The organism is Celerinatantimonas diazotrophica (assembly GCF_004339545.1).
Lineage (GTDB): Bacteria > Pseudomonadota > Gammaproteobacteria > Enterobacterales > Celerinatantimonadaceae > Celerinatantimonas > Celerinatantimonas diazotrophica.
Genome location: NZ_SMGD01000018.1, coordinates 19,766 through 32,276 on the forward strand (window position 1 = coordinate 19,766; position 12,511 = coordinate 32,276).

General features: G+C 40.1%; 11 protein-coding genes. 3 read left to right on the forward strand and 8 right to left on the reverse strand.

Going from position 1 to position 12,511, the window contains the following annotated elements; genetic code table 11:
* Window positions 1–33: 33 nt before the first annotated feature.
* The 4 genes from EV690_RS16755 to dgcN form a co-directional block, all read right to left on the reverse strand.
* The gene (locus EV690_RS16755) at window positions 34–1,344 is read right to left on the reverse strand and encodes a hypothetical protein (RefSeq protein WP_131914178.1); all 1,311 of its coding nucleotides are present in this window, start codon (window positions 1,342–1,344) and stop codon (window positions 34–36) included.
* Window positions 1,345–1,415: 71 nt separating this feature from the next.
* On the reverse strand, window positions 1,416–2,276 hold the full coding sequence (locus tag EV690_RS16760) for a D-amino-acid transaminase (RefSeq protein ID WP_131914179.1): 861 nt from the start codon (window positions 2,274–2,276) through the stop codon (window positions 1,416–1,418).
* A gap of 28 nt (window positions 2,277–2,304) precedes the next feature.
* On the reverse strand, window positions 2,305–3,282 hold the full coding sequence (gene dgcA / locus EV690_RS16765; protein ID WP_131914180.1) for an N-acetyl-D-Glu racemase DgcA: 978 nt from the start codon (window positions 3,280–3,282) through the stop codon (window positions 2,305–2,307).
* A gap of 13 nt (window positions 3,283–3,295) precedes the next feature.
* Complete coding sequence (gene dgcN, locus EV690_RS16770) at window positions 3,296–4,297, reverse strand: N-acetyltransferase DgcN (protein ID WP_131914181.1); 1,002 nt, start codon at window positions 4,295–4,297, stop codon at window positions 3,296–3,298.
* A 678-nt stretch (window positions 4,298–4,975) separates the two neighbouring features.
* On the opposite strand from dgcN, the gene alr reads away from it, so the two are divergent.
* On the forward strand, window positions 4,976–6,064 hold the full coding sequence (gene alr, locus EV690_RS16775) for an alanine racemase (protein WP_131914182.1): 1,089 nt from the start codon (window positions 4,976–4,978) through the stop codon (window positions 6,062–6,064).
* A 263-nt stretch (window positions 6,065–6,327) separates the two neighbouring features.
* On the opposite strand, the gene EV690_RS16780 is transcribed toward alr, so the two are convergent.
* The 3 genes from EV690_RS16780 to EV690_RS16790 all read right to left on the reverse strand — a co-directional run bounded on the left by EV690_RS16780 (window position 6,328) and on the right by EV690_RS16790 (window position 9,337).
* The gene (locus EV690_RS16780; protein WP_131914183.1) at window positions 6,328–7,530 is read right to left on the reverse strand and encodes an MFS transporter; all 1,203 of its coding nucleotides are present in this window, start codon (window positions 7,528–7,530) and stop codon (window positions 6,328–6,330) included.
* 366 nt (window positions 7,531–7,896) lie between these two features.
* Window positions 7,897–8,496, reverse strand: a complete 600-nt coding sequence (locus tag EV690_RS16785; RefSeq protein ID WP_131914184.1) for a TetR/AcrR family transcriptional regulator — start codon at window positions 8,494–8,496, stop codon at window positions 7,897–7,899.
* Window positions 8,497–8,503: 7 nt separating this feature from the next.
* The gene (locus EV690_RS16790) at window positions 8,504–9,337 is read right to left on the reverse strand and encodes an oxidoreductase (RefSeq protein ID WP_224055022.1); all 834 of its coding nucleotides are present in this window, start codon (window positions 9,335–9,337) and stop codon (window positions 8,504–8,506) included.
* Between the two features lie 863 nt (window positions 9,338–10,200).
* On the opposite strand from EV690_RS16790, the gene EV690_RS16795 reads away from it, so the two are divergent.
* Both EV690_RS16795 and EV690_RS16800 read left to right on the forward strand, forming a co-directional pair.
* On the forward strand, window positions 10,201–10,932 hold the full coding sequence (locus tag EV690_RS16795; protein ID WP_131914185.1) for an SDR family oxidoreductase: 732 nt from the start codon (window positions 10,201–10,203) through the stop codon (window positions 10,930–10,932).
* Window positions 10,933–11,338: 406 nt separating this feature from the next.
* On the forward strand, window positions 11,339–11,935 hold the full coding sequence (locus EV690_RS16800) for a LysE family translocator (RefSeq protein WP_131914186.1): 597 nt from the start codon (window positions 11,339–11,341) through the stop codon (window positions 11,933–11,935).
* 54 nt (window positions 11,936–11,989) lie between these two features.
* Here the strand turns inward: EV690_RS16800 and greB are convergent, their stop codons facing one another.
* The gene (gene greB / locus EV690_RS16805) at window positions 11,990–12,478 is read right to left on the reverse strand and encodes a transcription elongation factor GreB (protein WP_131914187.1); all 489 of its coding nucleotides are present in this window, start codon (window positions 12,476–12,478) and stop codon (window positions 11,990–11,992) included.
* Window positions 12,479–12,511 lie beyond the last annotated feature (33 nt).

Below are 12,511 nucleotides of genomic sequence, written 5' to 3' on the forward strand. Positions count from 1 at the left end.
CTAACAGGCGTTTATGATTGATTTTTCAGCAATTTAGTTTTCGATTTGACGCCGAAAAAATCGAATCATTTCGTCGCGTGTTTTGCCATGATCCAGATGGAAAATATCATGAGGGAATAAAAGTTCAATGACCCCTGAATCAAAGATCCGTTTTACTTCATATTCATTGTGTGAAACATCTTGCTGATACATGTAGTTGAGCCAGGTTTGATTGGTATGAATGATAAATTCAACACGCATTCCTCCCAAGCGAGCAAAGAATTTTAACATCGAAGTTTTATCGCTCGAACCGATGGCTCGGCCTCGATATATAGAATTTTCTATTAATGTATCAGAGATATCTTCTAGCACCATTAGTGAATTAGCTTGTGCAGCACTGCGAGTGAGGTGTTGTTGGAACAGCTTAATATCACCAATATTATCCAAAACGGCCATTAAACCTAACTCATCATCCACTGCGACAGCCGGGTTTTTTTCGTTTTTACGTAATAGCTTTAAAACTTTTGCTTCAGGTGGTTTCTTACGAATCGAAACATAAATTGGAACTTGTCGTGCGCCACTGACAAAACGACGTCGTTTTAAAACTGTTAACTTTTCACCAGGATTGAGATTCACTAATTCAGCTTGTTTAGGATTCAAAACTTTGACATGAGTGCAACGGAAGTCATTGCAAGCATGTTCAGAATGCAGATATACCGGGTCTAATTCACCTATTTTTAAGTCTGAACTCCATACGTAGCTATTTAAAAATCCTAAGAAATTTGTGAATTTAGTCGCGATTTCTGTTTCGCGTTCACGTTGATCGATACTGGCCGCTAATGTCATTAAAGTGATTTTACGGCGGGCTTCAAATCGGGCTTTTTTATGATAACGATCATCAAACATAATGAGCATCAGTTCGATGGGGTTATTGACCATCTCTATTTCGTTAGTCGTTTCGATAAACGAGGCGTAAGGCGAGAGGATTTTATCTTTAAGGGAGTTAATGACAGCATCAGCAGTACGGGCGTATTCATAGACTCTATCGTCGATCTCTTTAGGCGTGCCATCAATACCGAACATGTTACTTAAGAGTTGAAATGCTCGTTGAGTCCGTTGCTTTTTGAGTTCTTGAGAGTGAATTAATTGGTCAATTTGGCTAAAGCTTTCAATCCCTAAAAATTCAAAAAGCTGGCTGCGTAAGGCTCGATATTTAGAGATATTGTTACTATCCTGTCGAAGGTCTTTGACCCACTGTCGTGTAGCGGTACTAAAACGGCTCCCTTTAAGAGCAGACTTTTGAACGGCAAATGGACCTTCTTGTTGTAAGGAGGTGAAAATACTTGACGAGGATAAAACAGACATATCCAAATTCTTTCTCATACAAAGTGGTAAATCGGTGTTACTCAGATGAGTAACACCGAGCTAAAGTTCAACTAGCTTGTTTGTTTAACCGCTAATTCAATGTAAATATCACGAAGACGGTTGGCCATTGGGCCAGGTTTTCCATCACTAATTACTTTATCATTAATTTTTACCACAGGATAAACAAAAGTGGTAGCAGAGCTAATAAAAGCTTCTTTTGCGCTCATTGCCTCTTCTGGGGTAAACAAACGTTCTTCAACTTTAATTTGTTTCTCTTCGGCAAGTTTCATTAATGCTGCGCGAGTAATCCCATGCAAGATATCATTGCTGAGCGGACGGGTAACGACAGTATCATCAGCGGTAACGATATAGGCGTTATTGGAGCTTCCTTCAGTGATATAGCCATTTTCGGTGAGCCAAGCATCATCAAAGCCTTGATCATGAGCTGCTTGTTTGGCTAATGCAGATGCTAAAAGCTGAGTTGTCTTAATATCCCGGCGGTGCCAGCGAATATCTTCTATCGTCATCACTTTTAGCCCTTCTTTGGCTTTTTGACTATCCAGCAGTGAGCGTGATTGAGTAAACATCACTAAGGTCGGCTGTGCGTCTTCAGGAAAACCAAACTCACGGTCACCATCAGAACCGCGTGTCAGTTGCAGATAAACACCACCTTCAGTGATCTGGTTTAAGCGAATTAATTCATTTTGAATCCGCGCAATTTCTTCCACTTTTATGGGTAAAGTGAGTTGTAACTCATGACAGGAACGGGTTAGACGTGCCATGTGGCCTTCGTTATCAACTAATTTACCGTTGATGACTGCTGTGACTTCATAAACGGCATCAGCAAATAAAAAGCCGCGGTCAAAGATTGACACTTTGGCATCGTGTTCATTGATGTATTCCCCATTAATGTAAACAATACGGTTTAACATGATCTGTTTCCTTTATTCTATTTTTATATTAACCCCAGAGTTTCGCTGTCATGGGTTGCATCTGACTTTGAACGGTGTAATTAAAGCCTTCGCTTTGATCTTTGGCCAATAGTAAAGGCCCATCCAAATCAACAATTTTAACGTCTTGGGCGAGTACAAATGCTGGTGCCATCGCCAGTGATGTCCCGACCATGCAGCCAACCATAATACCAAAGCCGGATTCAACAGCGGCTTGTTTAAGTGCTAGTGCTTCGGTTAGTCCGCCTGTTTTGTCGATCTTAATGTTGATCATCTCATAGCGGCCTTGGAGTTTAGATAAGTCTTTGCGGTCATGACAGGATTCATCGGCACACAGAGCAATCGGGTGTTCTAGCTCAGCGAGAAGGTGATCATCAGCTTGTGGCAGTGGCTGTTCAATCATTTCAACACCTAGTTTCACGAGTTCTGGAACCAACTGTTGATAGATTGTTTTAGTCCAACCTTCGTTTGCATCAATGATGATTCGAGCGTTGGGGGCACCTTCACGTACAGCTTGGACACGTTCTAAGTCACCAGCGCCAGCCAATTTAAGCTTAAATAGGGGACGTAATTTATGTTCCAGCGCCTTTTGTTGCATCTTTTCAGGGGCATCGAGTGATAGCGTGTAGGCTGTGGTTAACGCCTTAGGGGCAACACCTAGCAGTTGCCAAATACTCTGATCTGAACGCTTGCATTCTAAATCCCAAAGTGCGCAGTCGACGGCGTTACGTGCCGCTCCTGCGGGTAACATTTGCAAGAGTTGTTCGCGGGATAACCCAGCTTCTACTGCTGGGCGAATATCTTCAATCTGTTGCCTAACGCTGGCGAGAGTTTCATCATATCGCGCATATGGCACACATTCACCGCGTCCAACAGCGGTTCCATGGGTTAACTTGACTTGAATGACCTTTGTTTCGGTGCGGCTACCTCGGGAGATTCGGAAAACCCCTGCAATCGGCCAACTTTGTTCGATAATTTCTAATTGCATAAATACTCGCTCATTAGGCCAATAAGTTGTCAACAATACGGCTAACACCTTGGCGGAATGGATCGACAACGGGTAGACCAACTTCTTTTTCAAGTTGTGTCATATATTCGTATGCTTTGGCTTCATCTAATTTAGCGGTATTGACTGAAATACCTACAAATTTAACCGCCGGGTTAGTGAGTTTTGCCATAGCTAAATTCAATTGCATACATTGATCGATTTCTGGCAGGGCAAAATCTGGTGTGCCACGCATATGCTCGCGTGTGGGTTCGTGGCACAGTACCAGTGCATCAGCCTGCGCGCCATGGATCAAGCCGGTTGTGACACCTGCAAATGATGGATGGAATAATGACCCCTGACCTTCGATAACATCCCAGTGATCGGGATCGTTTGCGGGGGCTAAGACTTCAACAGCTCCTGAGATAAAGTCTGAGATAACCGAGTCCACGCATACTCCTGCACCACTGACTAAAATTCCCGTCTGACCGGTGGCTCGGAAGGTCACTTTTTCGTTGCGTTTGGCCAGCTCATCGGTAATAGCAAGAGCTGTATACATTTTACCAACAGAACAATCGGTTCCCACTGGCAATAAGCGTTTTCCGGGACGCTTGGTACCTGCCGCAACAGGGAAATCTTGCGTTGGGAAGCGAACATCGAACATAGTGCGGCCAAATTTATGAGCAGTTTGAGCCAATTCAGGAATATCATTTAAGCGAACATGTAAACCAGCGGCTAAATCCATGCCTACTTCCAGAGCCTCTTGGAGTACTTTAATCCAAGCATTGGAGATAAAACCTCCGCGGTTGGCGACGCCGATCACCATGGTTTTGGCGCCTTTTGCATGAGCTGTAGGAATATCAATATCTTCCAGTCCACAATCTGCGTTACATCCTTGCATCCGATATTGACCTACGCAGTATTCTGGATGCCATTGTTTGATTCCCTGCGCCACTTTGGCAGCCAGAGCGTCGGGTGCATCACCCAGAAATAATAGGTACGGCTTTTGAATTTCCATTGTATTTCCTTAATAGAGCAATGTTGTGTCGATGACTTGATGAACGATTGCGGTTTGCGCTACAGCATTGAGCCTACTTTTTAAAAACATAAGCTATACGGTTCATCAGTTTTTCATTTTATTAAGCAATTAGCGTGACATTTTGCAGATTTTATAGGCAAGAAAAGGGGAGGCTTGAGAGCGATATCTGCGCAGAGACCGAATGACCATGCAATGATTCAAGGGTGATAAATTTTATAGTTTAAAAAACTAATAAATTAAAAAATAATAGGTTATTATTCTTAATCTAATAATTTGTATATCTAGTTATATATATTGATTATATATGCACAATATGACTAGATCGTACATACTTATGATCAATTATGGTGCTAAATTTTATATTTTGGGCGCTATTTTGGTGCATTTGGTATAATTCATGATTTTATAGTTATTAGAAAATCGATTTTTATTGTAATTTTTTACAGAATGAGAATTTTTTAAAAATTTTTTTTAGTCAGATTATCTGGTTGTAAAGGTAAAATTAGAATTTATAACTTTTTTCTCTTGGTTGTTCCCTTTAACGATAATCTGGCAGATTAATTGCCTTTATTCAAAGAGAATAATGAGAGTTTGATAAAATCTGGAGTTTAGACCAGATTACTGGTTTGTTGGGTGGATGGCCCTGGAGTGTTTGAGATGGTTACTGCTGAAGCAGTGGTTGATTTAGCCGCATTAAGAAATAATTTAGCTCGTTTGAAGTCTTGTCAACCTGACAGCAAGATGGTTGCGGTTGTCAAAGGTAATGCCTATGGGCATGGTAGTGTGGAGGTTTCTCGGGCGTTAAACGAATGGGTTGATAGCTTTGCTGTTGCTCGTTTTGAAGAAGCCGTGGTGCTTCGCCATGCCGGAATTAGCAAGCCTATTGTGCTACTCGAGGGGTGTTTTGATCAGGATGAAACGGATCAAGCGATAGCACTAAACTTTCAGCCTGTTATACAAAACGACGAACAAATTGCTTGGATAAGACAGTCCTTAGTGACTGAAAAAACTAATTTCTGGCTAAAAGTCGATACGGGGATGCACCGCCTTGGGTTTTCCTTAGAAGAAATTGCAGATAAACATCGTGAATTGTTAAAACTTGCTGCAGTTGATTCTTTTGTGGGGTTCGTGAGCCATTTAAGTTGTGCAGATGAACAAGATAGTTCAAGAACGGATGAACAGTTAGCTCATTTTATTGAAGCAACAAAAACATTAGTAGGGCCTCGCTCGCTTGCGAATTCGGCAGCGTTGTTGACTCGTCGGGATATTGCTTTTGATAAGGCACGCCCTGGTATTGCTCTGTATGGTGTAACGCCATTTGCGGGGCGTTGTGGCCAAGATGAGCAACTCGAACCGGTTATGACGCTTAAATCTAAATTAATTGCGGTGCGTGATCATAAAAAAGGTGAGCCGGTGGGCTATGGTGGGCTTTGGCAATCGCAATCTGATACCCGATTAGGTGTTGTGGCGATCGGCTATGGCGATGGCTACCCACGTACAATGCCAACGGGAACGCCAGTGTTGGTTAATGGTCGAAAAGTCCCATTAGTTGGAAGAGTCTCAATGGATATGCTCACAGTCGATTTAGGCGCACAGGCCAGCGATCGAGTCGGAGATGAGGTGATTTTATGGGGCAAAGGTAACCCAGTTGAACCCCTTGCAGAGCGTGTTGGAACCATTGGTTATGAGCTTCTAATTCAACTGACGTCGCGAGTGAAACGAACTTATATCGAGAGTGCGTCATAAGTGAATCTGATAATTTTACAGTAATGGCTCATCAGTGTACCGTTCAGCGTACTGTATTGAATCAGTTGATCTTTATTTCGCTGTATAACTAACCATCTAATATGATGCACAATGAGTCGTTTTTCTGAGCTTACGGTGTCTCAAGGTGAGTGACTGCACGTCAACAAAATAATGAAGATGTGCAGGCTGTTGCCCTTTTGAATGCTCAGACTAAGGAATGTCGAGGTTCACATTACCTGATTAATAGATCAATAAAGTACTTTTTATTTGAAGGTTTTTTTGAAATTCATGAAGAGAAACCATGTTAAAATTAAAAAAATACACATAAAGTATAATAAAGATAGTCCATATCTGTAAGTTAATTCACTGTTTAAAATTGATATCATATAGGTAATTAATACAGTCGATAACGATTGCATAAACCCTAACAATGATGAGGCGGATGCATTTAATTCAGCTGAAAATAAAGACATGATTTCGGCTGAACCGATGGTGAGAATGATTCCATTTCCTATAGCTAAAATACAAAAAGAAAAAATAAGAAAAGAAACAAAATCAAACATAATAAAGCGGCAGAAAGATATGATGCCTAACGCCCCGATAATAAATAGGAGTAATCCTGCTAGTATCAACATTTTTTTACCAATTTTATATAAAATAGATTTAGTTAATCTAGTGCCCAAAAAATAACTAATGGCAACAGGAATATAAAAGAAAGAAACTTGTAAAGGCGAATATCCTAATCTATGAAAAATGAATGGTGATTGAATTATGTAAAGGAAATATCCAGAATAGACGATGCAAAGGCCTAAAGAGATAATTGAAAACCGGCTAGATAACAGCAATCTTTTAGATGAATGTATAATAGCATGAATTGAGAAATCATGTCCCTTAATCTTGAGTGTTTCAGGTAAAAATAACAATGTTATAATAAATAATAATATAGAAAAAGCACTCGCAAAAGCAAAGACAAAATGCCAATTAGAGATATGTAAAATAGTACCACCCAGAATAGGGGAAATGGCAGGTGATAAAACGATAGCAGGGGAAACATTAGCAATCATGTGAAATGCATCTTTTTTATCTAACACATCGTAAGCAATTGCACGCCATATAACAATAAGAACACCTGCACCTACTCCAAGTATAAATCGCCCTATCACTAAAGTCGTTAATGATACAGATAGGGCACATAAGACAGAACCAATCGATGTTAGAAGTAAAGCAGCTAAAACAGCAATCCTTCTACCATGACTATCAGAAAATGATCCACAAAAGAACTGAGAAACACCAACCCCTAAAAAGTATGTCAAAAATATATATTGTATTTTTCCTGCTGAAACGCCTAAGTCAACAGACATTAGATGTACACAAGGCAAAAAGATATCTGTATTCATCATTCCAAAAAAACTTATGGATATTAAATAAATAGTAAATATTTTTTTATCATTAACGACTGATTTCAATATTCTTCCCTCTAAAGTTAATTTAGATAAGCTAAGTTGGGTGTTGAAAAATAACGCTAAGTTAACTATTTTTAGATATGAAATGGTCTCTCTAGAGAAAATATAATCAAGATTTTTTCATCTTCGATATGTGTTGGATATATTTTAAATACATCAACTGGTCGTATTTTTACTGAATTTAGTAGTTCGGCCTGTAGGGGTAACCTTTGTTTCTATATCAAAAAGTGTATTTTAGAAAAGTATGATTAATGCTCCTTATCGAACAAAATACTGAAATTCTCGGTTTCACTAAAAATCAATCCAATTTTCTCTTTAATGAATAAAAATAAATTTCTACATAAATAAAGCAGATATGCTATCAATGATTTATTTTTTTATACCAGAGGACATTCCGTAAAATACCGTATTGACTATTTGTTCCGCAATTGAATGATTAAGAGGAGCATGATTGGTAAATAACCGAAAAATAGCGGGTCCATAGATGAGATCCATCGCTATCTCAACATCGATTTTTTCATTTACTTCACCGCGCTTAACGGCTCTATCCCAAATCACTTGGCAGGCTTTTCGTCTACCCTCGAGGAATCTGGCTCGGAATTCTTGCTGTATCAGGCTGTCATATTGGCTTTCCGCAATGAACTCTCTGAAAAGGCGCCCCTGAGCAGATAAATAGAAACGAATCATTTCTTTTAGTTCTTCAATAAAATCTAGGCGAACAGAATGATGATTTGGTATGGCGACTTCTTTTGCCATGAGTTCAGAAAATGCATCAAGGCATATTGCGACCTTATTTGGCCACCATTTATAAAGTGTCGCTTTACTAACACCCGCAGTCTTAGCTATTGAATCGGCCGTGATACTTCTTAAAGTTTCATGACGAGTCAGTGTGAGTGTTGCGGTTAAAATAGCTTGTCTTGCTCGTTCACTACGAGGTCGTCCGCGATTAGGTGTATCACTTTTACTCATATAGATTCTACTCAAGGTTTGTGGATAAACTTATCGAACGATATGACTCAAGTTCTTGCCCAACATAGTTAAGCTTATCTTGAACTCTTTTAAGAGCATCTTCCCCCAATGGGATTCTTAATGGTGGCGATTTTAAGGAAGCAATCTCCCTTATGGCAGTTGCCGCTTTTTTAGGATCTCCTAATTGAGACCCATTCGCCTCTTTGGCTCTGTTTCGATTAATAACAGAGTCGTAGTCACTAAGCTGCTTTGCTGCGAATTGAATGGACTTTTCACTCAAAAACTCCGTTCTAAAAAGACCTGGTTCGACAACTGTTACCTTAATACCAAAGTGCTTAACTTCTTTTTCTAACGCTTCTGATAAACCTTCGAGAGCAAATTTTGACGCACCATACACTCCGTTGCCAGCAGAGGCGGCAAAGCCTCCGAGAGAGGAGATATTAATAATGTGCCCGCTACCTTGTTGTCGCAAGATAGGTAAAACTGCTCTGATTATATTGAGTGGTCCTTCAACATTGGTGGCGAAGATATTGCGAACTTGTTCTGCTGAGGTTTCTTCAACCGCACCAAGAAGACCATATCCAGCATTATTTATCACGACATCAATGCGACCAAAGTAACTTATCGCCATCTCAACAGCCTTTTGAGCTTGCATCTGTTCTGTTACATCAAGCTGGACGATTCTCAATTGATCACTCGTAGGTAAATCATTGCTCTTCATTATATCTCGAACGCCGGCAATGACAGCGTCACCTGCTTCTAGAGCTGCTGCTACCATCTCTTTGCCCAACCCTCGGGACGCGCCAGTAATAAGCCAAACTTTCATGCCACTGTTAGTCATTCGTAATGCCTTATATCATGCTTTATTTAATATACTAAACGTTTAGTTTATAAAATAAAACAGTAAAATATTTCCAATATTTTGGAAATTCTTTAAAAGTCTCGTTGTGCTGCATGTATCGCTTTGATTTTATGAGGTATTGCCCTGGTGTGTTTTTATACAACTATGCTCGAAATGGATGATGTAGCATCGATTACATAGTCCTTCTCTTTGATGTTTTAAGCACATCAATGGTTTTTCTATACCATTATCGACAGATACTTGTTTACCTGCTCCCAATGATGGTAAATGATTTTCAAGGGCAATGAGTTCACTGTTAAATGTTTTCGCATCGGCTTGGTCGTGTTTCAATTACTTTGGAAAGTTGTTAGGGAGGCTTTAGGGCTTCGTCTGCCTTTATTTATCGGCATACCTCTGTTTCTTGTGGATTCCAAAGACGATATTTTATCAACAGATATCCAATCAATTGTCGTTTACGAATGATTCAAGCTGGTGGATGGTACTGACTCTGCTGGCGCGGGCAATGATCCGAGATTCATATTTCTTAGTATGGTTCGCTTAGTCACAATACTATTTCGTTTCCCTGTGACTTATTCGGAAAAGATCGATATGGACTCTTAACGATTAACAATAAATCCTATCCGAATAGTTATGATTTAAGAAGCGTATATATCATATTGGCGCTATATGGATTTGAGCTACCTAATTGATGTTAAGGAATTATTCAGGTAGCTTACAGTGAGTTTCGTGGATAGGCTCCAGTGATTATGTCGCCCATTTGGCGCGATGCGAAGAATCAATCTTACAATTCAGGTTATTCATTAAGATTTGAGTAAGATTTAGCTATGTAAGGAAAGCTTTGTATGGATAAGGTTTCGATTGTAACTGGTGGGGGGCGTGGGATTGGTGCTGCAACATCAAAGTTATTAGCCTCTCAGGGCTATAAAGTTTGTGTAAACTATCGTTCGGATGCCCAAAGTGCCGATGCTGTGGTCCGTGAAATTATAGCTTCAGGAGGAGAGGCTTTTTCGTTTCAAGCGGATGTTTCGAATGAATGTGAGGTTGTCGATTTATTTGATGCAACAGAAAACGCATTTGCTCCAGTAACACATTTGGTCAATAACGCAGGTATTTTATTTTCACAAATGAGTTTTGCTGACATTGAGCTAGAGCGGTTTAATCAAGTGATGTCGTCCAATATTACAAGTTGTTTTCTTTGTTCTCGTGAGTTTGTTCGGCGGGTTAAATCTACCGGTGCGATTGTCAATGTTTCATCAGCCGCCTCCCGGCTTGGCGCTCCATTTGAGTATATTGATTATGCGGCATCGAAAGGCGCAATGGATTCTCTGACAAAAGGTCTATCATTGGAACTGGCTCCAAGAGGTATTCGAGTCAATGCTGTAAGGCCTGGGTTTATTTATACACAAATGCATGCTGATGGTGGTGAGCCCAATAGGGTTGAGCGATTGGCTGCTCAGATCCCATTACAACGCGGGGGGACTCCAGACGAAGTGGCAAATGCAATCGTTTGGTTATTATCTGATGAAGCTTCCTATGTTACCGGTTCATTTATAGATTTGGCGGGGGGAAAATAGGCCATCGATTTTGGCATCGCCACAATTAAGTCAATTTTTGTTGACTCCTACATAGTGGCGTCAACGATTGAATGTATTGTTCTGATAAGTCGTCAGTCAATATCATTTCTTGCACTTTTACTAGGGACTGTTGACCTTTTGTGATTAGTTTTGCAGAAATCTGAGAGGGATTTAGGCAAGGCAAACGTTGTGCCGTTTATTCTCCACAAAGAACGTTTAACGCTGGATAAATTCCTCTCAGATACTGCCCTTGGGGTTCATTTAAACGCATCCTGAACTTTGTTGCTCCCTGTTTGCTTAACTCATTAAGCGACACAGGGTGCGCCGCGTTCAAAATGTGTTTAATTTGAACAAAATTCAACCACCAAAGGTCAACAGTCCCTAGGAAATAGTTGGGTCTTGATAGATGAACATACAAGGGTTTATGCTCGCTATGATTCCGATTGCTCTTTCTCCAGGAGCTAGCCTTAGTTTGGCAATGTCTAATGTTTCATCTGAGGGATTTAGAGGGGTTTTCAAAGTCATAATTGGGACCGGGTTTGGTATCGTTGTTCATGGAATGCTGGTTGGATTAGGTATATCCAGTTTCATTGTCGAAAACGTAGTTTTGTTAAGTACCTTGAAATTGGCTGGTATTTTATTTTTATTTTACCTTGGCATTAGGTTATTGCTGTTGGCGAGGAAGTCTCGTCCTGGTGTGATCGGTAGTTTGAAGAGCGTTAGTATTCAAGAAGCTTTTTTGTTAAATATTTTTAATGCTAAAGCTATCTTATTCTATCTCACCGTGGTTCCCATTTTTGCGGGAATTCATTTCGTGGGCTATTTATATCTTTCTATGTTACATGTTTTAATTATGGCTATTTGGACCTCAATCTGTAGTTATTGTTTTGTAGTTGCGCAAAAGAAGTTCCAGTTAACAAACGTTAACATGACCATAAATATTGCAGGGGGACTATGTCTAGTTTATTTATCTTGTGTATCTGCATTAGGGCTTAACAGCTAACGATAAGCCCCTATATTGAATTTTTTAAGTATAAATAGGTAATCAATATTATGCTTATTTTTCACCGACAAGCGGTTGATAGCTAATTTTGTTGATAAACCAGCTTTTCTCACCCTCAGGGGTTTTAACGATGGCCTCGTCATCGACCTCTTTTTTAATTAAAGCTCGGGCCATTGGCGCATCGATAGATATATAATCTTTGCGTTGGTAAATTTCGTCTGGTCCGACAATCCGAAACACTTTAACTTCTGAGTGTTCACTTTCCACTTCGACCCATGCTCCAAAGAACACTTTTCCTTCTTGAACCGGAGAGTATTCGACGACTTTAACCGCTTCAATACGTTTACGCAGAAAGCGAATTCTTGAGTCAATACTTCGAAGTAGCCTTTTATTCTCTTTATAGTCAGCGTTTTCTGATCTATCTCCAAGACTCGCGGCCCAAGCTACTTTTCCTGTGATTTCTGGGCGATACTCACGCCACAGATAATCCAGTTCGGTAGTTAATGCTTCTAAACCCTCTGGGGTGATTAGATTTGTTCTCAATTTTAAACCTGTTACCTGTATCGATATGTCAGA